The organism is Pseudomonas sp. CCI1.1 (assembly GCF_034348165.1).
Taxonomy (GTDB): Bacteria; Pseudomonadota; Gammaproteobacteria; order Pseudomonadales; family Pseudomonadaceae; genus Aquipseudomonas; species Aquipseudomonas paracarnis.
Window position 1 is genome coordinate 1625622 of record NZ_CP133780.1, and the last position, 23465, is coordinate 1649086.

The 23465-nt window shown below is 61.2% G+C and carries 22 protein-coding genes and 1 pseudogene; 11 read left to right on the top strand and 12 right to left on the bottom strand.

Annotated features, from left to right (window positions below; all coding sequences use genetic code 11):
• Positions 1-19: 19 nt before the first annotated feature.
• Together RHM69_RS06990 and RHM69_RS06995 are read left to right on the top strand one after the other, a co-directional pair.
• Complete coding sequence (locus RHM69_RS06990; RefSeq protein WP_014718204.1) at positions 20-2557, top strand: PAS domain-containing protein; 2538 nt, start codon at positions 20-22, stop codon at positions 2555-2557.
• Positions 2558-2600: 43 nt separating this feature from the next.
• The gene (locus RHM69_RS06995) at positions 2601-2876 is read left to right on the top strand and encodes a peptidylprolyl isomerase (protein WP_003174397.1); all 276 of its coding nucleotides are present in this window, start codon (positions 2601-2603) and stop codon (positions 2874-2876) included.
• A gap of 159 nt (positions 2877-3035) precedes the next feature.
• On the opposite strand, the gene RHM69_RS07000 is transcribed toward RHM69_RS06995, so the two are convergent.
• From RHM69_RS07000 to RHM69_RS07035, 8 genes are all read right to left on the bottom strand, one after another.
• The gene (locus tag RHM69_RS07000) at positions 3036-3941 is read right to left on the bottom strand and encodes a sugar kinase (RefSeq protein WP_014718203.1); all 906 of its coding nucleotides are present in this window, start codon (positions 3939-3941) and stop codon (positions 3036-3038) included.
• A 143-nt stretch (positions 3942-4084) separates the two neighbouring features.
• A complete protein-coding gene (locus tag RHM69_RS07005) occupies positions 4085-5293 on the bottom strand; it encodes an amino acid deaminase (RefSeq protein WP_014718202.1) in 1209 nt (402 codons plus the stop codon).
• 9 nt (positions 5294-5302) lie between these two features.
• A complete protein-coding gene (locus RHM69_RS07010; protein WP_014718201.1) occupies positions 5303-6067 on the bottom strand; it encodes an IclR family transcriptional regulator in 765 nt (254 codons plus the stop codon).
• A 134-nt stretch (positions 6068-6201) separates the two neighbouring features.
• Positions 6202-6591 carry a RidA family protein gene (locus RHM69_RS07015; protein ID WP_200600854.1) on the bottom strand — a complete coding sequence of 130 codons (390 nt, stop codon included), beginning with the start codon at positions 6589-6591 and terminating at the stop codon, positions 6202-6204.
• A gap of 14 nt (positions 6592-6605) precedes the next feature.
• The gene (locus tag RHM69_RS07020; protein ID WP_014718200.1) at positions 6606-7388 is read right to left on the bottom strand and encodes an amino acid ABC transporter ATP-binding protein; all 783 of its coding nucleotides are present in this window, start codon (positions 7386-7388) and stop codon (positions 6606-6608) included.
• On the bottom strand, positions 7385-8047 hold the full coding sequence (locus tag RHM69_RS07025) for an amino acid ABC transporter permease (protein WP_014718199.1): 663 nt from the start codon (positions 8045-8047) through the stop codon (positions 7385-7387). The genes RHM69_RS07020 and RHM69_RS07025 overlap by 4 nt, the downstream gene beginning before the upstream one ends.
• Before the next feature lie 11 nt (positions 8048-8058).
• Positions 8059-8721: an amino acid ABC transporter permease gene (locus RHM69_RS07030; protein ID WP_019817612.1), complete on the bottom strand. Its 663-nt coding sequence runs from the start codon at positions 8719-8721 to the stop codon at positions 8059-8061.
• Positions 8722-8773: 52 nt separating this feature from the next.
• Positions 8774-9622, bottom strand: a complete 849-nt coding sequence (locus RHM69_RS07035) for a transporter substrate-binding domain-containing protein (RefSeq protein ID WP_122301220.1) — start codon at positions 9620-9622, stop codon at positions 8774-8776.
• A 326-nt stretch (positions 9623-9948) separates the two neighbouring features.
• On the opposite strand from RHM69_RS07035, the pseudogene RHM69_RS07040 reads away from it, so the two are divergent.
• Positions 9949-10209 (top strand): annotated as a pseudogene (locus tag RHM69_RS07040) (thioredoxin family protein); the annotation flags it as partial.
• Positions 10210-10258: 49 nt separating this feature from the next.
• Here the strand turns inward: RHM69_RS07040 and RHM69_RS07045 are convergent.
• From RHM69_RS07045 to rpiB, 3 genes are all read right to left on the bottom strand, one after another.
• Positions 10259-11827, bottom strand: coding sequence for a TerC family protein (locus tag RHM69_RS07045; protein WP_200600852.1), 1569 nt, complete (start codon positions 11825-11827; stop codon positions 10259-10261).
• A gap of 435 nt (positions 11828-12262) precedes the next feature.
• Entirely contained in the window at positions 12263-13243 is a 981-nt protein-coding gene (locus RHM69_RS07050; protein WP_034125745.1) for a sugar-binding transcriptional regulator, read from the bottom strand.
• A 63-nt stretch (positions 13244-13306) separates the two neighbouring features.
• Complete coding sequence (rpiB, locus tag RHM69_RS07055; RefSeq protein ID WP_019817614.1) at positions 13307-13768, bottom strand: ribose 5-phosphate isomerase B; 462 nt, start codon at positions 13766-13768, stop codon at positions 13307-13309.
• 262 nt (positions 13769-14030) lie between these two features.
• Between rpiB and RHM69_RS07060 the strand changes: the two genes are divergently transcribed.
• From RHM69_RS07060 to dhaL, 7 genes are all read left to right on the top strand, one after another.
• Complete coding sequence (locus RHM69_RS07060; protein WP_014718194.1) at positions 14031-15518, top strand: sugar ABC transporter ATP-binding protein; 1488 nt, start codon at positions 14031-14033, stop codon at positions 15516-15518.
• A complete protein-coding gene (locus tag RHM69_RS07065) occupies positions 15515-16492 on the top strand; it encodes an ABC transporter permease (RefSeq protein ID WP_014718193.1) in 978 nt (325 codons plus the stop codon). The genes RHM69_RS07060 and RHM69_RS07065 overlap by 4 nt, the downstream gene beginning before the upstream one ends.
• A gap of 34 nt (positions 16493-16526) precedes the next feature.
• On the top strand, positions 16527-17534 hold the full coding sequence (locus RHM69_RS07070; protein ID WP_200600850.1) for a substrate-binding domain-containing protein: 1008 nt from the start codon (positions 16527-16529) through the stop codon (positions 17532-17534).
• A 153-nt stretch (positions 17535-17687) separates the two neighbouring features.
• Positions 17688-18443 (top strand): SDR family oxidoreductase, encoded by a 756-nt coding sequence (locus RHM69_RS07075; protein ID WP_020301588.1) that lies wholly within the window; start codon positions 17688-17690, stop codon positions 18441-18443.
• A 27-nt stretch (positions 18444-18470) separates the two neighbouring features.
• Positions 18471-19586, top strand: a complete 1116-nt coding sequence (locus RHM69_RS07080; RefSeq protein ID WP_020301589.1) for an erythritol/L-threitol dehydrogenase — start codon at positions 18471-18473, stop codon at positions 19584-19586.
• Positions 19587-19742: 156 nt separating this feature from the next.
• Entirely contained in the window at positions 19743-20744 is a 1002-nt protein-coding gene (locus RHM69_RS07085) for a dihydroxyacetone kinase subunit DhaK (RefSeq protein ID WP_072434463.1), read from the top strand.
• Between the two features lie 3 nt (positions 20745-20747).
• Positions 20748-21392 (top strand): dihydroxyacetone kinase subunit DhaL, encoded by a 645-nt coding sequence (dhaL, locus tag RHM69_RS07090; RefSeq protein ID WP_102666901.1) that lies wholly within the window; start codon positions 20748-20750, stop codon positions 21390-21392.
• A gap of 133 nt (positions 21393-21525) precedes the next feature.
• Here dhaL and sohB read toward each other — a convergent pair whose 3' ends face one another.
• On the bottom strand, positions 21526-22551 hold the full coding sequence (sohB, locus tag RHM69_RS07095) for a protease SohB (protein ID WP_014718187.1): 1026 nt from the start codon (positions 22549-22551) through the stop codon (positions 21526-21528).
• A 194-nt stretch (positions 22552-22745) separates the two neighbouring features.
• Here sohB and RHM69_RS07100 point away from each other — a divergent pair, with 194 nt between their 5' ends.
• The gene (locus RHM69_RS07100; protein ID WP_014718186.1) at positions 22746-23456 is read left to right on the top strand and encodes a histidine phosphatase family protein; all 711 of its coding nucleotides are present in this window, start codon (positions 22746-22748) and stop codon (positions 23454-23456) included.
• The last annotated feature ends 9 nt before the right edge of the window (positions 23457-23465 follow it).

The following is a 23465-nucleotide window of genomic DNA, read 5'->3' on the forward strand; positions in this document are numbered from 1 at the left end:
GTCAGGCTCAGGGCTTTTTATGAATGGAACATCCACCGGTAGCGAAGCCGCTGCATTGATCAGGCGGCTGGACTGGGCGCAAAGCCCCCTCGGTGAGGCCAGTGAGTGGCCGCAAAGCCTGCGCACTGCTGTCGATATCGTCGTGCATTCACCCATGCCCATGGTGCTGCTGTGGGGCCCACACCTCATACAACTCTATAACGATGGCTTTGCCCACCTGATAGGCGGCAAGCACCCCGGCGCTCTGGGCCAGCCGGCGCACCACACTTGGCCCGAACTGGAAAGCTTCGCCGCGCCGGTCTACGACGCCGTGCTCGGCGGCCAGGTGCGCACCTTCAGCGAGCAACGCTTTGTGCTGCAACGCGAGGGCCGCGACACCGAGATATGGCTCGACCTGACCTACAGCCCGGTGCGCGATGAAAGCTGCCGGGTGGCCGGCATCCTGGTCACGGCCATTGAAACCAATGAGCGGCGCAGCAAAACCCTCGAACTGCAACAGCGCTCCGAAGCCAGCCTCAAGGCCCAGCACAACACCGAGCAGCGCCTGCAACTGGCACTGGCGGCCACCGACGCGGTAGGCACCTGGGACTGGGATATCGGCGAAGACCGTTTCATCGCCGACGCCCATTTCGCCTACCTGCATGGCGTCGACCCCAACGATTCGAGCCTGCTGCCCATCAGCGCCTACCTGCATGGTGTGCACCCTGAGGACCGGGGAACGGTGACGCGCAGCATCAAGCATTGCATTACCCATGGCACCGAATACGCCGAGGAGTATCGCTTGCTGCAAGCCGACGGCCAGGTGCGCTGGGTGTTCGCCCGTGGCCGCTGCTACAAGGATCAACAGGGCCGGCCTGCGCGTTTCCTCGGCGCCGCGCTGGACCTCACCGAGCGTAAAAACACCGAGCAAGCCCTGCGCCAGAGCCAGACCGAGCTGCAACTGATCATCAACGCCATGCCGGTGTTGATCGGCTACGTTGACCACGACCAGCGCTTTCGCCTCAACAACAGCGCTTACCTGGACTGGTACGGCAAGACGCCCCAGGAGCTGTACGGCAAAACCATCCGCGAAGTACTTGGCGACGAGGTGTATGCCGGGCGCGCAGACAAGATTGCCGCCGCGCTCAAGGGCAAGGCGTGCAGCTTCATGACGGTGACGCCTCATCGCGATGGCCGCCCGCGCCATGCACTGATGAAGTACCTGCCGCGCTTTAGCAGTGACGGCTCAGTGAATGGTTTCTACATCTTTGTGATCGACGAGACCGAACGCAAGCTCACCGAAGAAGCCCTGCGCCACCTCAACGAGAACCTTGAAGAACGCGTGGCCCAGCGCACCCAGGCGCTGGCCGAAGCCAACCAGCGCCTGCAAAACGAGATGTTCGAGCGCGAGCGTGCCGAAGATGCCCTGCGCCATGCGCAGAAGATGGAAGCGGTCGGCCAGCTCACCGGCGGTATCGCCCATGACTTCAACAACATGCTCACCGGCATCATCGGCAGCCTCGACCTGATGCAGCGTTACATTGCCGCCGGACGCAGCGACGATATCGGCCGTTTTGCCGATGCCGCCGTGTCCTCCGCCCACCGCGCCGCCGCCCTCACCCACCGGCTGCTGGCGTTCTCGCGACGCCAGTCGCTGGACCGTCGCCCCACCGACCCCAACCAACTGGTGGCGTCCCTGGAAGACCTGTTCCGGCGCACCAAGGGCGCGCATATCGAACTCAAGGTAAAACTGGGCAAGGACACCTGGCCGGTGAACACCGATGCCAGCCAATTGGAAAACGCCCTGCTCAACCTGGTGATCAACGCCCGCGACGCCATGCCCGACGGCGGCGAGCTGCTGATCGAAACCGCCAACAGTTACCTGGACGGCACCGACATCACCACCCTGGAACCGGTCAAGGCCGGCGACTATGTGATGCTTGGCGTGAGCGACAACGGCAGCGGCATGGCGCCGAAAATCCTCGCCAAGGCGTTCGACCCGTTCTTCACCACCAAACCCATCGGCCAAGGCACTGGCCTTGGGTTGTCGATGATCTACGGTTTTGCCCAGCAATCCGGCGGCCACGTGACCATCCAGAGCGAACCGGGCCAGGGCACCTGCGTGCGCCTGTACCTGCCGCGGTTGTATGGCACCGCACTGGAAAGCAGCCTGCCTACCAGCCTGACCGAAGCCCCCGTGGCCCTGGCCGGTGAAGCGGTGGTGGTGGTCGAGGACGACCCGGCGGTGCGTATGCTGGTGGTCAATGTACTCGACGAACTGGGCTATACCGCTCACCAGGCGGCGGATGCGCGTGCGGCGCTGCCGTTGCTGGAATCGGATTTGCGCGTGGACTTGCTGGTGACCGACGTTGGCTTGCCCGGCATGAACGGCCGGCAACTGGCGGAAATCGCCCGCCAGCATCGCCCCGGCCTGCGCGTGCTGTTCATGACCGGTTATGCCGAGAAAGCCGCCGAACGCCAGGGGTTCCTGGAGGACGGCATGGACATGGTCGCCAAGCCTTTTTCCATTGACCTGTTGGCCAACAAAATCCGTAGCATGATCGGCGTCGAGGCCTGAGTTCAGGCATAATCGCGCGCCGTCGCACAGCTGGTAGAGCCCCATGAAAGCCCAAGCCCGTCATATCCTGGTGAAAACCAGCGAAGAAGCCGAACAACTCAAGCAGCGTATTGCCAAAGGCGAAGCCTTTGATGTGCTGGCCAAGAAGTACTCCACCTGCCCGTCGGGCAAACGCGGTGGTGACCTGGGCGAAGTGCGGCCCGGGCAGATGGTGGGGGCGATTGATGCGGTGATCTTCAAGAAACCGGTGAAGGTGGTGCACGGGCCGATCAAGAGCAAGTTTGGCTATCACCTGGTGCAGGTGTTTTACCGCGATTGAGTGGATGGCTTCAGTCCGCTATCGCAGGCAAGCCAGCTCCCACATCCGATCGTTCCCACGCTCTGCGTGGGAATGCCTCACTGGACGCTCTGCGTCCGTTTCTGGGACGCGGAGCGTCCCGGGCTGCGCTCCCACGCAGAGCGTGGGAACGATCAGTGATCATCTCGGTATCAGCGCCCCCGGCACCTGAATCACCCGGCTCGCCAACCGATGCCCCGCCAGTGCGGCGTCTTGGGGCGAACCACCGTTGAGCCGACTGGCCAGATACGCCGCACTGAACGAATCCCCCGCCGCCGTGGTGTCCACCACCTTCTCCACTTTCAACGCCGGCACCGCAAAGCGCTCGCCCGCGCAACGAATCAGGCACGCATCCGCTCCCCGCTTGAGCACCACTTCTGCAATCGAGGGATACGCCGCAAACACCTGCTCGCTATCCTCATAGCCGAACAACGCGCGTTCGTCATCCTCGGTGAGCAAGGCAATGTCCACTGCGGCCAACACCCTGCGATACGCCTCACGGGCCGTTTGCACATCGGCCCACAGCCTGGGCCGGTAGTTGTTATCGAACACCACCTTGGCGCCACGCTGGCGGGCTTCGATCAGCGCCTGCAGTAAGCGCTCACGCCCGATGTCTCCCAGCACCGCCAGGGTAATGCCACTGAAATACACCACGTCATAGCCCGGCAATGCCGCCAGGACCGGCTCGGCGGCAGGCGTGGTGAAGCAGTCGCGCACGGCCGCTTCGTTGCGCCAGTAGAGGAATTTACGTTCGCCCTGGGCATCAGTCTGGATGCAATACAAGCCCGGCAGGCGCCCAGGCAGACGCTGGACCCTGCCCAGGCCAAGGCCTTCGGCGTGCCAATGCTCACACATGGCATCGCTGAAGCTGTCATCGCCCAGGGCGGTGACGTAGTCAACGCTGCCGGCATCGCCCAGCTCGCGACGCAGGTACACCGCAGTGTTCAGGGTGTCGCCGCCGAAGCTCTGGTGCAGGCTGCCGTCGGCGCGGTGTTGCAGTTCGATCATGCATTCGCCGATGAGGGCGATGCGGGGGTGGGTGTTCATGGCAAAGTTCTCAGGTGTGCTGGAGGGCCCCATCGCGGGCAAGCCCGACTCCCACATTTGACTGCATTCCTTCAGTTAAAACGCGGTCACTGTGGGAGCTGGCTTGTCGGGTCGCCGCATCGCTGCGATAGCCGCGACTCGGTCTAGAAGCAGGTACGCAGAGACTCAACCACCTGCAACTGCTCATCCACCAGGCACCCCACCTGCCATTTATCAAAGGTCAGGCAAGGGTGGGACGTACCAAAGGAAATGATGTCGCCAATACGCAATTCAACCCCGGGCGCCACGGTCATGAACGCATGCTGGTCCATTACCGCCGTGACCTTGCACCCGCTCACATCATCACCTTGCGCCGGCACGATCCCGGCCTTGTAGCGCTTGAGTGGCACCGGCAAACCGGCGTCGTAGGCCACGTCGCGCTTGCCCAGGGCAACCACCGCAAAACCAGGCTCCGGCAACGACTGCACATGCGCCCAGACTTCCATTGCCGGGCGCAGGCCCTCGTTGAGGTCGCTGCGGCGTTCGAGTACACAGCACTGCGCCTCTTTGTAGATGCCATGGTCGTGGGCCACGTAACTGCCTGGGCGCAACACGCTGAGGAAACGACCGGCGGCGTTCTGCGTTTCGAACGACTCGGCGATCAGGTCGTACCAGGCCGAGCCCGATGCGGTGATGATCGGCGTGGGCAGGTCGAACAGGCCGCTGTCTTGCAGCTCGACCGCCAGGCTCACCAGGCTGGCGGCGAAGGCGCGGATACCACTGATGGCGTGCTCGCCGTGGATCACGCCTTCGTAACCCTCGATACCGGTGAGGGCCAAGGCCGGCTGGGCCTGGACCGCCTTGGCCAGGTCGCGCACTTGCTGCTCGCTGCGACAGCCGCACCGGCCACCGACCACGCCATACTCGATCATCACATTGAGGCGCTGACCACGGGCGGCGAAGAACAGGCCCAGGTCGGCAACGTTGTCCGGGTGATCGACCATGCAATGAAAGTCAAAATCCTTGTCGGCCAGCAGGTCCGCGATCAAGGCCATGTTCGCTGCGCCCACCAGTTGGTTGGCCATCAGCACGCGACGCACGCCGCTGGCGTAGGCGGCGCGGGTCTGCACGGCGGTAGCCAGGGTGATGCCCCAGGCACCGGCGGTGATCTGGCGCTGGAACAGCGCGGGCATCATGCTGGTCTTGCCGTGGGGCGCCAGCTCGGCGCCGCTGCTGCGGACAAAGTCCTGCATCCAGCGGATGTTATGTTCCAGGGCGTCACGGTGCAGCACCAGGGCCGGCAGGCTGACATCGCGAACCAAATGGGCACCGACGGCAGCGGCACCTTTTTCAACGGCGTTGAGGGCAGACATGGAAAACTCCTATTCGTTGATGCGCCGGGCCAGGCTGTTGGCACTGTCGATCAGTACCCGGCGATAGTCGTGGTAGTTTTTACTCGCATCAGCCCGGGGGGCGACGATGCACAGAGTCGCGATGCTGATGCCCTGGGCATCGCGCACCGGGGCGGCAAAACAATGGGTGAAGGTGTCGGCCACACTGTCGAAGGAGAAGAACCCATCCAGGCTGGCCTGGCGGATCTGCGCCAGGAAAGTGTCCAGCGGCAGGCGCAGGCCGTCCGGCAGGATGAAGTCGTCGGGATCGATCAGGTCGACGATCTGCTGATCGCTCAAATGCCCCAGCAACAAGCGCCCCGAGGCGGTCCAGGGAATGGGGGCGTTTTCACCGATATCCGAAGAAATACGGAAATGCCGCTGGCCCTCGCGCATCAGCGCTACCGTGTATTTGCGCCCGTTGAGCAGGCACATCTGTGCGGTTTCGTGGGTCTGGCTGACGATCTCCTGCAAGGCGTGGTCGGCCTCGCGGGTCAGGTCAAAGTGACGCAAGTGTGCCTGGCCAAGGAAATACAGCTGACGCCCCAGGTACACGTGGCCTTCCTTGCCCACGGTCTCCAGGATGCGCCGCTCCAGCAACGACGCCACCAGTTCGTAGACCGTGGATTTGGGGCTGCCGATGCCGCTGGCAATATCATTCGGGCGCAGGGGCTGGCCGATTTCCTTGAGAAAATCGAGGATATCGAACGCACGGTCCAGGCCTTTGGCGCGGCGTTTGATGGTATCTTCGGTCATGGCAGTACTCGGTCCCGTTCCAGATGATCGTTCCCACGCTCTGCGTGGGCATGCATGCGGTGACGCTCTGCGTCACAAGCGCGGACGCAGAGCGTCCAAGGCGGTATTCCCACGCAGAGCGTGGGAATGATCAGTTAGGCCTTTTTCTTGTAGGCCACGCAATCAATCTCGACCTTGCAATCGACCATCATATTGGCCTGCACACAGGCACGCGCCGGGGCGTGTTCCGGGGTGAAGTATTCGCCGAACACCTTGTTGAAGCTCCAGAAGTCCCGTGGGTCTTCCAACCATACGCCCACCCGAACCACATCCTTGAGCTCGTAGCCGGCTTCTTCGAGGATCGCCACCACGTTGCGCATCGTCTGGCGGGTTTGCTCGATGATGCCGCCATTGATGATTTCACCGTCCACCGCAGGTACCTGGCCCGACATGTACAGCCAGCCATCGGCTTCCACAGCGCGGGCGAACGGGCGTGGCTGGCCGCCACCTGCGGTGCTGCCGGTGCCGTAACGAGTAATGCTCATATAGTTGCTCCTTGTTAAAAACGAATGTTCTTGAGAAATTCCGCCAGGCGCGGCGACTGCGGCCGCTCGAATATATCTTTCGCGCTGCCCTGCTCTTCAATGCGGCCCTGGTTCATGAACACGATCTGGTCCGAAACTTCATAGGCAAAGCGCATCTCGTGGGTGACCAACAACATGGTCATGCCCTCCTCCGCCAGCCCCTTGATCACGCTGAGCACTTCGCCCACCAACTCCGGGTCGAGGGCCGAGGTGACTTCATCGAACAGCATCAGGCTGGGGTTCATGGCAATGGCCCGGGCAATGGCCACACGTTGTTGCTGGCCGCCGGACAATTGGCCGGGAAAGTGATTGCGGCGCTCCAGCAGGCCGACACGGTCCAACCATTTTTCGGCCAGGGCTACCGCTTCATCCTTGCCCACCTTCTTGACCTTGAGCAAGCCGAGGGTAACGTTCTGCAGCGCAGTCAGGTGCGGGAACAGGTTGAATTGCTGGAATGCCATGCCGGTCATTGCGCGGTGCTGGGCGATCACCCGCTCCGGGTGGCGTACGCGCTTGCCGCCAACATCGCTGTAACCAATGGACTCGCCATCCAGGGTGATCTGCCCGCCCTGGAACTCCTCCAGCAGGTTCACGCAGCGCAGCAAGGTGGTCTTGCCCGAGCCGCTGGAGCCGATCAACGTCACCACATTGCCGCGCTGCATGGACAGGTCGACGCCCTTGAGCACTTCCACCTGGCCGTATTGTTTACGCAGGCCACGAATGTCCAGCAGCGCTGGGTTGGTTTGAGCTTGGTTCATGGCAAGGCCACCCGTTTTTCAATGTAGCGCCCGAATAATTCGATGGCGTAGTTGATGACAAAGAACAGAAAACCGGCGAACAGGTAGAACTCCAGGGTCATGAAGGTGCGCGCGATCACCTGCTGAGTACTGAGCAGCAATTCGGCCACGCCGATCACCGACAGCAAGGTGGAAGCCTTGACAATTTCCGTGGAGGAATTGACCCAGGTCGGCAAAATCTGCCGCAGCGCCTGGGGCAACAGCACGTAGCCCAGGGACTGATAAAACGTCAGGCCAATCGCCTTACCCGCTTCCATTTGCCCACGGGGAATGGCTTGCAGCGCGCCGCGCACGATTTCCGATACATGGGAGCCACAGAACAAGGTGAGCCCGACCGCACCGGCCTGGAACGCACTGATTTGCCAGCCAAGGGCCGGCAGCATGTAGAAACACGCCAACACCAGTACAAACACCGGCGTGCCACGGATCAAATCGACATACAGACGGAACGGCGCGCGCATCCAGAATTTGCCGTAGGTGAGGATCAACCCGGCGACGATGCCGATCAGGGTGCCAAAGACAATCGCCAGCGCCGAGACCGCCACGCTTGCCTGAAAGCCAGCCCAAAGGGTCTCGCGGGCGATCCACAATTCATGCAGCCAACTGGGGGATTCGTACATGGGACCCTTCCTTAACGACGGATAGCCAAACGCTGTTCCAGGTAACGGAGCAGCATGGCAATCAGGTAACAGGCAGCCACGTAGAGCGCGGTCGTGACCAGCCAGGTTTCAATCACCCGATAGCTTTCGACGTTGATCTTGCGGGCGTAATAGGTCAGCTCCGGCACCGCGATCGCAGCGGCCAGGGAGGTGTCCTTGAACAGCGAGATAAAGTTGTTCGACAGCGCCGGCAGCACGTTGCGCAGCATTACCGGCACGGTGATGTAAGCGCGAATTCGCCACTCGCCCAGGCCGATGGCCAGGCCGGCTTCCCGCAAACCCTTGGGAATATTCACCAGGCCTGCGCGGAATACCTCGGTGAGATAGGCGCCGGCATACAGCGACAGGGTGATGATGAACGAGGGAATCTTATCCAGCCGAATGCCCAGGGAGGGCAAGGCGAAGTAGATCAACAGGATCAACACCAGGATGGGGGTGTTGCGCACCACCGTCACATACACCGAGGCAAGAATACGCAACGCACGGTGCCTGGAGAGCATGGCAAACGCCATCAACAGGCCGATCACGCAGCCGATGGCGATCGACAGCAACGCCAACTGCAACCCCAGGCCGAGCCCCGCCAGCAAGGTGTCGAAATCACGCCAGACGGCGGCAAAGTTCAACTGATAGTTCATGGTCAGCAGCACCTGAAGGGGGCGTGTTCAGGCACGCCCCTATTGTTGCGGGTCACTTGAATTCCACGGGAAAACCAATCGCCGGTTCTGGCAGATCCACGCCAAACCACTGCTTGAACGAGGCTTTATAGGTGGGGAACTCCACACCGGTCATGGCTTCGTGCAGCGCGGTATTGACGAAGTTCAACCAGTCCTGGTCGCCGCGCTTGACCGCGCAGGCGTAGGTTTGCGGGCTCCAGGCGTAGGTGGGGCTGCGGTAGCGGCCAGGGTTCTGCACCATCAGGTATTTGACCGAGGACTGATCGGTGGCGGCGGCATCGGCGCGACCTGAGTTCACGGCCTGGTACATCAAGTCGACACTGTCGTACTGGTCGACCTTGGCCTTGGGCAGCGCCTGGTGCACCAACTCTTCGGCGTATACGTTTTGCAGCACTGCCACGGTAACGTCATCACCTGCGGCTTGGAGATCTTCGATTTCCTTGTACTTGCTGTTGTCCGGCAGCAGCAGGCCGACGCCTTCCCGGTAGTACGGCAGGGTGAAGGCCACCTGCTGCGCACGGCTGGCGGTGACGGTGATGAACTGGCAGCTCATGTCGACCTTGTCGGTGAGCAGGTTGGGAATACGTGCATCGGACGACTGCACCACAAACTCCACCTTGCTCGGGTCATTGAACAAGCCTTTGGCCACGATGCGGCCGATGTCGATATCAAATCCCTGCAACTTGCCATCCGCTCCCTGGAAGTGCCACGGCGCATTGGTACTGCCTGTACCTACGATCAAGTGCCCACGCTTGAGCACATCATCGAGCTTGCTGTCCGCCGCCTGCACCAGGCTGGCGAAGGAAGCCGATGCAGCGACGAGAAAAACACACGCTTTGAATACGGAAGGTCGGTGATGCATGACAAGCACTCCAGGGATTGTGTATTCCGCTATACCGGAACTTGGTATGTAACAACGGAATAGACAGCAGAAAGTGTGCCACAGACGCTGGAGGAAACCTATGGGGGTAATAAATGCGTTATGGATCAGCGTGATAGCGATTGCAGAGATAAACAGCGTTGCGCCGTCGTCGCATGGCAGTGCTACGCAACGCCCCACAACGGTGTTACAGCGCACCTAGACGGGTCGAGTGCAAGTGACGCGCACCTGTGAAGGTTGACAGTAGACGGTGACGACCCTCCGGCTTAGCGTGAGCAAAAACCAACACGGCAGGCAGGAGGATCAACATGGGAGTCGCCACGCGCAGAATTTCCAGCGCCCAAGGGTTCAATCGGGTACTGAACACACCGCGCCCGGTGTTTATTCTTTTTTTTTCAGAGCACTGCCCCGCTTGCGCGCAGGCCTGCGACTTCTTCGAGCAGGCCGCCTGGAAGCATCCCTGGATAGTCAGCCTGGTACTGGATTGTGCAAATACGCCGAAGCACCCTGACGTTACAGGCACCCCGACGCTTTTAGTCTACGTGGACGGCGTCCTGGCAGACATATTCAAAGGCTTCGGCCCTTGGGAAAGTCAAGAACAGTGCGTAAAAGACATCTTCAGCCGTTATGACCTGAGCAAGGGCGCAAGTGCACTTGCGTCACCCGGCGCTCTTCCACTTCAGCCACGGTCAAACGCCAGCCTTCATGCTCCAGGCTATCGCCCACCGCCGGCAGGCGGTCGAGCAGGCTCATCACCAACCCCGCCAAGGTTTGATAGTCCTCAGTAGCCGCAGCCTTGAAGCCCGTTCGCTGACGCAGCAGGTTGAGGTTCAAGGCACCATTGGCACGGAAACCATCGCCGTCCTCGACTATGTCCGGCCCTTCGATTTCGCTGGCATCGGGCAATTCACCGGCGATGGATTCCAGAATATCCGTCATGCTCAATACACCCATGAAGTCGCCGAATTCGTTGATCACGAAAGCGATGTGGGTAGACTCCTGGCGCATCTGCTCCAGGGCGTTGAGGATCGAAAAGCTTTCCAGCAGGTTGATCGCCCGACGCGCCAAGTGCGCAAGGTTCGGCTCGTTGCCAGCCAGGTATTCCTTGAGCAGCTCTTTCTTGTGCACAAAGCCCAAAGGCTCATCCACTGCACCGTTACGGATCAACGGCAGACGCGAGTAGGACGAGTGCATCAGTTTCAGACGCGTCGTCTCGGGCTCGTCCGCCAGGTCGATACAGTCAACCTTGGCCCTTGGGGTCATCAGGGTGCGAATCGGCCGCTCGGCCAGTTGCAGCACACCGCTGATCATCACCCGTTCGCGTCGATCAAACAGCGGCCCCTGCGCAGCATCCGGCTCGCCCAGCAGGTCAGCCACGTCTTCACCCACTTCTTCCACCGCCAGGCTGCGGCCGCCCAACAAGCGCATCACCGCATGGGCGGTACGCTCACGCACCGGCAACACGCCCTGCGCCGATTTCTTGCGACGGGCTCGGGCGATCTGGTTGAACACCTCGATCAGAATCGAGAAGCCAATGGCCGCGTACAGGTAGCCCTTGGGAATATGGAAACCCAGGCCTTCGGCGGTCAGGGCGAAACCGATCATCATCAGGAAGCCCAGGCACAGCATGATCACGGTGGGGTGCGCATTGACGAAACGGGTCAGCGGCTTGCTCGCCACGATCATCAGGCCGATGGACACGATCACCGCGATCATCATCACCGCCAGCTCGTCGACCATGCCCACGGCGGTAATCACCGCATCGAGGGAGAACACCGCATCCAGCACCACGATTTGCGCGACGATCGGCCAGAACATCGCGTAAGCCACATTGCCCTTGTGCTGCGCCACATGGCCTTCAAGGCGCTCATGCAATTCCATGGTGGCCTTGAACAGCAGGAATATACCGCCGAACAGCATGATCAGGTCACGGCCCGAGAAGCTCTTGTCGAACACCTCGAACAGCGGCTGGGTCAGGGTCACCAACCAGGAAATACTCGCCAACAGGCCCAGGCGCATCAGCAGCGCCAGGGATAAACCGATCAAACGTGCACGGTCACGCTGCTCCGGTGGCAGCTTGTCCGCCAGGATCGCGATAAACACCAGGTTGTCGATACCCAGCACCAGTTCCAGCACAATCAAGGTCGCAAGGCCGAGCCAGGCCGTAGGATCCGCTAACCATTCCATTTATAAATTCTCTGTCTTTAAAGTGTTCAGAACGCCGGGCACGGCAAAGTGCGGTCATACGACCGAGACAAGGTTAGTTGACGGAATACGGGGTGCTTCAGCGGGAACAGCGACAGCGGTTGTCTTGGGGAAAGACGACTGGGAGGCTCCGAGAGGGTGTTCATGCAAGTCCTGAAATGACAAAAGGACTTGAATCCTACATTTGAAATACAAATTTCCTACAGCGCAAAACTATTACAAAACCTGTAGCCCCCTATCAGAAGCACACCAATACTTGTGGGAGCTGGCTTGCCTGCGATGCAGGCACCTCGGTGTTGATCGTTCCCACGCTCCGCGTGGGAATGCCGCCTTTGACGCTCCGCGTCCCACCCGCGCAAGGGTGACGCGGAGCGTCACAGGATGCGTTCCCACGCTGGAGCGTGGGAACGATCTGTATCAGGTTTTACGAGTGGCATCGTCCAGCGCCAGGATGGTGTGGGCGTTGGTGACGGTGGTCGCCAGCGTATTGATCACTCCCGAGCGCAACGCCCCCAAGGTCGCCGCCGCCTTGGTGTTCTCACTGGCAATCGCCACCACGTCCGGGATGCGAAACAGCTCCTGCACCGTCAACCCGATCACGCGCCCCTGGATGGCGTTGACCGCCGGCTGGCCGTGAATGTCGATAAAGTCATAGCCCATCATGTCGCCCACAGTGCCAGACAGGCGCGCCTGGGCGATTTCCTGGGGCGAGAACCAGCCCATGCGCACCATGTTGCTGTTCTCGCTCATGTCGCCGATGCCGATCAAGGCAATGTCAGCGCGGCGTGCGCGGTCAAGGGTGGAGCGCACCGTGTCGTTGTTGATCAGCACCCCGCGCAGCTCGGGGTTGGCCACCAGCGCTGGGGCGTAGAGGCTTTCACTTTCGCCCCCAAAGCGCAGGGCCAGGCGCCGGCAGATGTGGTCAGGGTTCATGTATTCGCCGGCCTTGAGCGAACCGCCGATGGCACACACAAAGGTGCAGTTGCGGGTCACCGGCAGAAACACGTTATCGGCCACCGCGCCGACGTTACGCCCCATGCCCACGGCAACGATCATCCCATCACTCAGGGTCTTGTTGAGGTAGTTGGCGACCAGGCTGGCGACCGCCGAGCGCTGGGTGTCGGGGTCGCTGTGGTCGACCGCGATCAAGGCGCGGTCGAGCTTGAAGCGCTCCACCAGTGCCCGTTCCAGCTCGTTGTTCATTGCCGGGTGCTGCAGCACGCGCACCTCGACAATCCCTTCATCGCGCGCACGCTTGAGCAGGCGGCTGACTTTTGCCCGCGACAGGTCAAAACGCTTGGCAATGGCCTCCTGAGTGACGTTCTCAAGGTAATAGAGCATCGCCACTTCGGTCATCTGATCGATATCACTGGCCATGCGCTGGGTACTGTCACTCATGGGGACGGGCTTCCGTTTCGGCGTCAAAGGCGCATTCTCCCGACTCTTGCCCTGCGCCGTCCACTACTGATGCCCATCGCGCTCGATCGCATTGATGCGCTCGACCTTGGCCCCGGACCGCGCCGCTTCGAACTCCGAGGCCAAAAACGCACTGACGATGCTTTTGGCCAACTCCGCACCGATGACCCGCGCACCGATGGAGAGGATTTGCGCATCGTTGCTCTTGCGCGCCCGCTCCGCAGAGTAGGTGTCATGGGCCTGGGCCGCACGGATGCCCAGAACTTTGTTGGCCGAGATGGCCATGCCTATGCCGGTGCCGCATACCAGCACGCCGAGGCGCTGTTGCCCGGCATTGATGGCGGTGGCCACGGCCAGAGCGATGTCCGGGTACAGCACCGGCGCCGTTGAATGCGTACCGAAGTCGGTGACCGGGTACCCCAACGCCTCGATATGGCGCTTCAACAACTCTTTGAGCTCAAAACCTGCTTCATCGCATCCGATAGCCACCGGGAAAGGTGTGTTCATGGCGCCAAACTCCACTGATCAAATGATCACTTAGTGAAATATCTCTCACTCATTTCGCAAGCATTCACCCCTTACTGTCAAGCGAGATTTAACTGACCTGCCAGTCAAAGCCCTATACCAAGGCAATAACCGCGTCAAAGATGAGAATCACACCTTTTAATTGAAAGAGATTGACTGATCAGAATTTCATTTGATACACATATGATCACAGCGAAACATGACTGTGCGACCTAATAAGAATTCACAGCACGAGGACACGCCGATGGCCACGCCATTACTGCTCCAGGCTGAACATGTCGCCAAGGCTTACGCCGGGGTGCCAGCCCTGCGCGACGGGCGCCTTTCTCTGCGCGCCGGCAGCGTCCACGCCCTGTGCGGCGGCAACGGTGCCGGCAAGTCGACCTTCCTGAGCATCCTGATGGGCATCACCCAGCGTGACGCCGGCAGCATTGTGCTCAACGGCGCACCGGTGCAGTTCAATCGCCCGAGTGAAGCCTTGGCCGCGGGGATCGCAATGATCACCCAGGAGCTCGAACCCATCCCCTACATGACCGTCGCCGAAAACATCTGGCTGGGCCGCGAACCGCGCCGCGCCGGTTGCATCGTCGACAGCAAGGCCCTCAATCGCCGCACCCGCGAACTGCTCGAAAGCCTGGAGTTCGACGTCGACGCCACCAGCCCCATGCACCGCTTGAGCGTGGCGCAGATGCAACTGGTGGAAATCGCCAAGGCGTTCAGCCATGACTGCCAGGTGATGATCATGGACGAGCCCACCTCGGCCATCGGCGAGCGCGAGGCCGAAACCCTGTTCAAGGCGATTCGCCGCCTTACCGCACGCGGTGCCGGCATCGTGTACGTGTCCCATCGACTGAGCGAACTGGCGCAGATCGCCGATGACTACAGCATCTTCCGTGATGGCGCCTTTGTGGAAAGCGGGCGCATGGCCGATATCGACCGCGACCACCTGGTGCGCGGCATTGTCGGCCAGGAACTGACGCGCATCGACCACAAGGTGGGCCGCGAATGCGCGGCCAGCACCTGCCTGCAGGTCGACAACCTGAGCCGCAACGGTGAGTTCCACGACATCAGCCTGCAACTGCGCCGTGGCGAGATCCTCGGCATTTATGGGTTGATGGGCTCCGGGCGCAGTGAATTCCTCAATTGCATCTACGGCCTGACCGTGGCGGATGCCGGCAGCGTTACCTTGCAAGGCAAGCCCATGCCCATCGGGCAGCCCAAGGCGACCATCGACGCCGGCATGTCGCTGGTCACCGAAGACCGCAAGGACAGCGGCCTGGTGCTGACCGGCAGCATCCTGTCGAACATTGCACTGTCGGCCTATAAGCGCTTGTCGAGTTGGTCGCTGATCAACGCACGCAAAGAGGCGCAACTGGCCGAGGAGATGGTCAAGCGCCTGCAGATCAAGACCAGTTCCCTGGAGCTGCCGGTGGCGTCCATGAGCGGCGGCAACCAGCAAAAGGTGGTGCTCGCCAAATGCCTGTCCACGGAACCGGTGTGCCTGCTCTGCGATGAACCCACCCGCGGCATCGACGAAGGCGCCAAACAGGAGATCTACCACCTGCTCGACCAGTTTGTGCGGGCCGGTGGCGCAGCCATTGTGGTGTCGTCAGAAGCACCGGAACTGCTGCACTTGAGCGACCGCATCGCCGTCTTCAAAGGTGGCCGGCTGGTCACTATCAGCACCGACACCGCCCTTTCCCAGGAAGCCTTGTTGAGTCTTGCCTCATGAATGCCAAAACCATCGTTGCCCCCGTTACCGCCGCGCCGCGCAACCGCCTGCGCCTGTCCCTCGACCGCTTCGGCCTGCCGCTGGTGTTTATCCTGCTGTGCGTGGTAATGGCGTTTTCCAGTGAGTACTTCATGACCTGGCGCAACTGGATGGACATCCTGCGCCAGACCTCCATCAACGGCATTCTCGCCGTGGGCATGACCTATGTGATCCTGACCAAGGGTATCGACCTGTCGGTGGGGTCGATCCTGGCGTTCGCCGGGTTGTGCAGCGCCATGGTCGCCACCCAGGGTTATGGCCTGTTGGCGGCGGTCAGCGCAGGGATGTTTGCCGGCGCGATGCTCGGGGTGGTCAATGGTTTCATGATCGCCAACCTGTCGATCCCGCCGTTCGTGGCCACCCTCGGCATGCTCAGCATCGCGCGGGGCATGACCTTTATTCTCAACGACGGCAGCCCGATCACCGACCTGCCCGACGCCTACCTGGCCCTCGGCATCGGCAAGGTCGGCCCGGTGGGCGTGCCGATCATCATCTTCGCCGTGGTCGCGCTTATTTTCTGGATGGTGCTGCGCTACACCACCTACGGCCGTTATGTGTATGCGGTGGGCGGCAATGAAAAAAGCGCACGCACCTCCGGCATTGGCGTGCGCAAGGTGATGTTCTCGGTGTACGTGGTCTCGGGCCTGCTCGCCGGGTTGGCCGGCGTGGTGCTGTCGGCACGCACTACCTCTGCGCTGCCCCAGGCCGGGGTTTCCTATGAGCTGGACGCGATTGCCGCGGTGGTGATCGGCGGCACCAGCCTGTCGGGCGGTACCGGCAGCATTGTCGGCACCTTGTTCGGGGCCCTGTTGATCGGCGTGATCAACAACGGCCTGAACCTGCTCGGCGTGTCCTCCTATTACCAGCAGGTCGCCAAGGGCCTGATCATTGTGTTCGCAGTACTGATCGACGTGTGGCGCAAGAAGAAACGCTGAAGAACGACCCATAACAATAACCGGAGTTCTACTTATGAAACTGGGTACCACCCTGGCCGCCGCGGCGGCCCTCTCCCTGCTCGCCAGCAGTATCGCCCTGGCCGCCGACGGCAAGACCTACAAGATCGGCGCAGCCGTCTATGGCCTCAAGGGGCAGTTCATGCAGAACTGGGTTCGTGAGCTCAAGGAGCATCCGGCCGTCAAGGATGGCACCGTGCAGTTGACCGTGTTCGACGGCAACTACGACGCCCTGACCCAGAACAACCAGATCGAAAACATGGTGACCCAACGCTACGACGCGATTCTGTTCGTGCCGATTGATACCAAGGCCGGCGTCGGCACCGTCAAGGCCGCCATGAGCAACGACGTGGTGGTCATCGCCTCCAATACGAAAGTAGCCGATGCCAGCGTGCCGTATGTGGGTAACGACGACGTGGAAGGCGGCCGCCTGCAGGCCCAGGCCATGGTCGACAAGCTCAACGGCAAGGGCAACGTGGTGATCATCCAGGGCCCGATTGGCCAGTCGGCGCAGATCGACCGGGAAAAAGGCGAGCTGGAAGTGCTGGGCAAACACCCGGACATCAAGATCATCGAAAAGAAAACCGCCAACTGGGACCGCGCCCAGGCCATGACCCTCACCGAAGACTGGCTCAACGCCCACCCCAAGGGCATCAATGGCGTGATCGCTCAGAACGACGACATGGCCCTGGGCGCCGTGCAAGCCTTGAAGTCCCATGGCCTCACCGCCAAGGATGTGCCCGTTACCTCTATCGACGGCATGCCGGATGCGATCCAGGCGGCGAAAAAGGACGAAGTCACCACCTTCCTCCAGGATGCCCAGGCCCAATCCCAAGGCGCACTGGACGTGGCCCTGCGCGCCCTGGCAGGCGAGGACTACAAGCCGCAATCGGCGATCTGGGAGCGCTACGCCAAGGACGTGAAATGGGCCGACGGCACAGCCAAGAACTACATCCTGCCCTGGGTGCCGGTGACCAATGCCAATGCGGATGCGCTGTACAAGCAAGTCAGCGGCGGTAAGTAGTCAGTGGCTTGAAACACAGTCAACTGTGGGAGCTGGCTTGCCTGCGATGCAGGCACCTCGGTGCATCAGGTAGACCGGGTTGATGCAATCGCAGGCAAGCCAGCTCCCACATTGGACCGAGTTCTACCTTTTGATCTGTATCGGGAGTCATTCATGTCTGGTTTCTGGAACCAAGCCTTCGACCTCAGCGGCCGTTGCGCGGTGATCACCGGTGGCGCCGCCGGCATCGGCCTGGCCTGCGCTACCTTGCTGGCGGAACGCGGCGCAAGGGTGGCGCTGCTGGACCGCGATCCGGCCGTGGTCGAGGTGGCCGCCAGCCTGGGTGCCGGGCACCTGGGCATTGCCGTCGACCTCGGGAAGATCGACCAGATACAACCGACCGTCGACAAGGTGTTCGCACATTTCCAGCGCCTGGATTACCTGATCAACAGCGCAGGCGTGGTGCTGCTGGACAAGGCCATCGACGTCAGCGAAAGCGCCTGGGACACCACCTTGGACATCAACCTCAAGGCCAGCTTTTTCATGGCTCAGGCCTGCGCCAGGCACATGATCGCCCAGGGCAGCGGGCGCATCGTCAACCTGGCGTCCCAGGCCGCCGTGATTGGCCTGGACCGTCACGTCGCCTACTGCGCCAGCAAAGCCGCCATCGTCGGCATGACCAAAGTATTGGCCATGGAGTGGGCGCCGCAGGTGAACGTCAATGCTATCTCCCCCACCATCGTCGAAACCGCCCTGGGTAAAAAAGCCTGGGCCGGCGAGGTGGGTGAGCGGGCCAAATTGCAGATCCCGGCAGGTCGCTTTGCCCAGCCGGAAGAAATCGCCGGGCTGGCGCTGTACCTGCTCAGCGATGCCGCGCAGATGATCACCGGCGCCAACATGGTGATCGACGGCGGTTACAGCATTCAGTAATTCATCGTTATGTCGTGAGGTTTTGTCATGTCCACTGTCACCGAACGCACACCTGAACAACTCGCCCCGAGCATCCCGAAAACCATGCAGGCTGTGGTCTGCCACGGCCCGGAAGACTACCGCCTGGAAACCGTCGACGTGCCCACCCCCGGCCCCGACGAGATCCTGACCAAAGTCGAGCTGTGCGGCATTTGCATGGGCGATATCAAGACCTATCGCGGCGCGCCGTCGTTCTGGGGCGATGCCGAACAACCGCGCTACGTGAAGCCACCGATGATCCCCGGGCATGAGTTCGTGTGCCGCGTGGTCGCCCTTGGCCCAGGCGCCGAGAAGCGCGGCGTGGCCGTGGGCGACCGGGTGATCTCCGAGCAGATCGTGCCGTGCTGGGGCTGCCGCTTTTGCAACCACGGCCAGTACTGGATGTGCCAAAAGCACGACCTGTATGGCTTCCAGAACAATGTGCAGGGCGCCATGGCCCAATACATGATCTTCACCAAGGAAGGCATCATCCACAAAGTACCGGAATCCATCGCCCCCGATGAAGCGATCCTGATCGAACCCTTGGCCTGCTCGCTGCACGCGGCGGAACGCGCCAATGTCGACCATGACGACATCGTGGTGGTCGCCGGCGCTGGCACCCTGGGCCTGGGCATCATCGGCGCGGTGCGGTTGCGCAACCCTAAAAAACTCATCGTGCTGGACATGAAAACCGAACGCGCCGCCCTCGCCCTGCGCCTGGGCGCCGATGAAGTGTGGAACCCGGCCGAGGTGGATGTGCTGGCGAAAATCCGCGAAATCACCGATGGCTACGGCTGCGACATCTATATCGAAGCCACCGGGCACCACAAGGCGGTGAACCAGGGCCTGGCGATGCTGCGCAAGCTGGGACGCTTTGTCGAATTCAGCGTGTTCAATGACGAGGCCACGGTGGATTGGTCGATCATTGGCGACCGCAAGGAGCTGGATATCCTCGGCTCACACCTGGGACCGTATATGTACCCAAGGGCCATCGACTTTATCGGCAACCGCAAGATCGACATGCGCGACGTGGTGACCCACAAGTTTGCGCTGGCGGATTTCAAGGAAGCGTTTGCAGTGATGGAGCGCGGCGATAAATCGCTCAAGGTTGTGCTCGAACCCTGATCTGAGTAACAACACAAAACCCTGTGGGAGCTGGCTTGCCTGCGATGACGGTGCATCAGTAAAAAATCCCCAGCTGACACACCGCCATCGCAGGCAAGCCAGCTCCCACAGTGGAATAGTGCCGCCCCTTAGAACAAGAACACAGGAACCCGCGTTATGAATCGAGTCATCAACGATCCCGACCAAGTGGTCGAAGACATGCTGCGCGGCATCCTGGTCGCGCACCCCGAGCTGCGCCAGTACGAAAGCAACCCACGGGTCATCGTCAAGGCCAAGCCCTCAGCCCAAGGCCGCGTTGGCATTGTCACCGGCGGCGGCTCCGGGCATGAGCCGGCGTTCCTCGGTTATGTTGGCCCAGGCCTGGTGGATGCGGTGGCCGTTGGCGAGATTTTTTCCTCGCCCACCGCCAAAAGCTTTTTCGACGCCTTCCGCGCCGCCGACCATGGCGCAGGCGTGGCATGCCTGTATGGCAACTACGCGGGCGACAACATGAACGTGAAGCTGGCGATGAAAATGGCCGCCAGCAAAGACATGCGCATCCGCACGGTGGTCGCCAACGACGACGTGGCGTCCGCGCCCAAGGCCGACATCGCCAAGCGTCGCGGTGTAGCCGGGGAGATCTTCATGTGGAAGATCGGCGGTGCCGCCGCTGCCCAGCATTACGACCTGGACGGCGTGATTCGGGTGGCGCAGAAAACCGTCGACCACTGCCGCTCGATTGGTATCGGCCTTACGCCCTGCACCATCGCCGCGGTGGGCAAGCCGAACTTCCAGATTCCCGACGGGCAGATGGAATTAGGTATTGGCCATCATGGCGAGCCGGGCATCGAAGTCATCCCGATTGAACCGGCCGCCGCCATGGCCAAGCGCATGCTGGCGCCGATCCTCGCCGACCGCGATTTCAGCCAGGACGACAGCGTGGTGGTGCTGGTCTCTGGCCTCGGCGCCACCCCGGTGATGGAGTTGTATATTTTCTACGCCGAGGTGGAAAAACAGCTCAAGGCCAAAGGTTTGAAGATTCACCGTTGCTACGTGGGCAACTACTTCACTTCCCTGGAGATGATGGGCGTGACCTTGACCCTGCTCGGCCTCGACGCCGAGCTGAAAACCCTGATCGACCAACCCTGCCGCTCCATCGGCATGACCCAGGCGGAGTGAACCATGAGCCAGCATTTTTCCACCCATGAGGGTAGCGCCATCGTCGCCGACCTGGTCAGCGTGATCGTGGCCAACCGGGAGTACCTCAGCGAAGTCGACGGCGCTATAGGCGATGGCGACCATGGCATCAACATGGCCAAAGGCTTTGCCCATTGCGGCCGCACGATCGAAGGCCGCCAACTGACCCTGGCCGAAGCTCTGGATGAACTGACCCTGAGCCTGATGGAAGGCATCGGCGGCTCCATGGGGCCCTTGTATGGCAGCCTGTTTATCGGCATGGCCGACGAAGTGCGCGGCAGTGAAGACATCGACGCCGCCACCTTCGCCCGCCTGCTGCGCGGCGGCTTGACCTCGCTGCAGGACATCACCGAAGCGGGCGTGGGCGACAAGTGCTTGATGGATACATTGATTCCGGCGGTAGAAGCCTTTGAACGGGCGCAGGCGTCGGGGCGTTCTTTCAGCGATGCACTCGATGCGATGAAAACGGCCGCCTCCCAAGGGCGGGATTCGACCAAGGACCTGGTGGCCAAGATTGGCCGGGCCAGTCGTTTGGGTGAGCGCTCCCTCGGCGTTCTGGATGCCGGGGCCGTGTCGTGCTGCCTGATCCTTACGCAGTTGGCGGACTCGATTAAACCCCGTTTAACCTGACATGACCGAAAACCAATGTGGGAGCGGGCTTGCTCGCGAATGCGGAGTGTCAGCCAGCAAATCTATTGACTGATATACCGCATTCGCGAGCAAGCCCGCTCCCACAAGGGATTATCTGGTTTTCAGTACTGGCTTACCAGAACCGCTGCTGGGTCAAGCGGCTCCACCAGGTCAACAGCACCCGGTCCACCGAACCGCTGGCCGCCAGGCCCACGCGCTCTTGCAGGCTCTTACGCTCGGCATAGTGCAAGTGGAACACTTCGGCGGTCTTGGCCTTGGTAGCCAGGTATTCGTCGCTGGTTTGCAGCTCATCGACCAGTTGCTTGTCGAGGGCAGCGACGCCCAACCACACTTCACCGGTGGCCACCTCGTCAATCGCCAACTGCGGGCGGTAACGCGAGACGAAGTTCTTGAACAGCTGGTGGGTGATGTCCAGGTCCTCCTGGAACTTCTCCCGGCCCTTCTCGGTGTTTTCGCCGAACACTGTGAGCGTGCGCTTGTATTCACCGGCGGTCAGCACTTCAAAGTCGATGTCGTGCTTTTTAAGCAGGCGATTGACGTTGGGCAACTGCGCCACCACGCCAATGGAACCGAGGATGGCGAAGGGTGCACTGATGATCTTCTCGCCGATGCAGGCCATCATGTAGCCGCCGCTGGCCGCCACTTTGTCGATGCACACGGTCAACGGCACGCCGGCCTGGCGGATACGCGCCAGTTGCGAAGAGGCCAGGCCATAGCTGTGCACCATGCCGCCGCCGCTTTCCAGGCGCAGCACCACTTCATCCTTGGGCGTGGCCAGGCTCAGCAGTGCGGTGATTTCATGGCGCAGGCTTTCGGTGGCCGAGGCCTTGATGTCACCGTCAAAATCCAGCACGAACACCCTCGGCTTGGGCTCGGGCTTCTTCTTGTCTTTTTTCTTTTCAGCTTTGCTTTCGGACTTGCGCAGGGCCTTGAGCTGGTCCTTGTCGAGCAGGCTCGACTCCAGACGCTCGCGCAAGCCCTTGTAAAAATCATTCAGCTTGCTGACCTGCAATTGGCCGGCGGACTTACGACGACCTTTGCTGCGCAGTGCTGCAAAGCTGATCAGTACCACCAGAATAGCGACCACCAGGGTGACGGTCTTCGCCAGAAAGCTCGCGTATTCGGCCAAAAAATCCATATGTCTCCTTAAAAAATGCACTGCGCCGGGCGCGGATGGCCCCAGCATACCGACGCCACTGCGAAGGAGCCAGTGATCAAACCGCCAGCAGGCGGGCTCCAACGCGCTTTTAAAACAAGCGTATGTTTTTTCATTGACAGCTCGCAGGCATCCTCATAACCTCGCCAGACTTTCAACGTACCGGGAAAACGGACGTGGGCAGCATTTATCTGATTCGACATGGCCAGGCCTCCTTCGGTGCAGACGACTATGACGTCCTCTCGCCCGTTGGCGTGGAACAAGCGCAAGTGCTCGGTCGCCACCTGGCAGACCTGGGCATTGCGTTTGACCGCTGCATCGCCGGCGACCTGCGTCGCCAGCAGCACACTGCCAGCGCCACGTTCGATCAGTACAGCGCCTTGGGCTTGCCGGTTCCGGCGCTGGAAACAGATAGCGCGTTCAACGAGTTCGACGGCGAAGCGATCATTCGCGGCCTGTTGCCCGACCTGCTCAGCAGTGAACCGGATGCCGTGCACATCCTGCGCAACGGCCCGCAGAACCGCAGCGAGTTCCAACGCATTTTCGCCCTGATCATCGAGCGCTGGCTGGCCGGCACCTATGACCCACCAGGGCTGGAAAGCTGGCTGGGGTTTGTCGAGCGGGTCCAGGGTGGCTTGCAGCGTATCCTGGAAGCCGCGAACCACACCGACAAAATCGCCGTATTCACCTCCGGCGGCACCATCACCGCCCTGCTCCACCTGATTACCCGAATGCCTGCCGCCCAGGCCTTCGAAATGAACTGGCAAATTGTTAACACCTCGCTCAACCAACTCAAGTTCCGTGGTCGCGAGGTGGCACTGGCTTCCTTCAACAGTCACGCCCACTTGCAACTGTTGAAGGCGCCGCAGCTCATCACTTTCCGATGAACTGTGGCC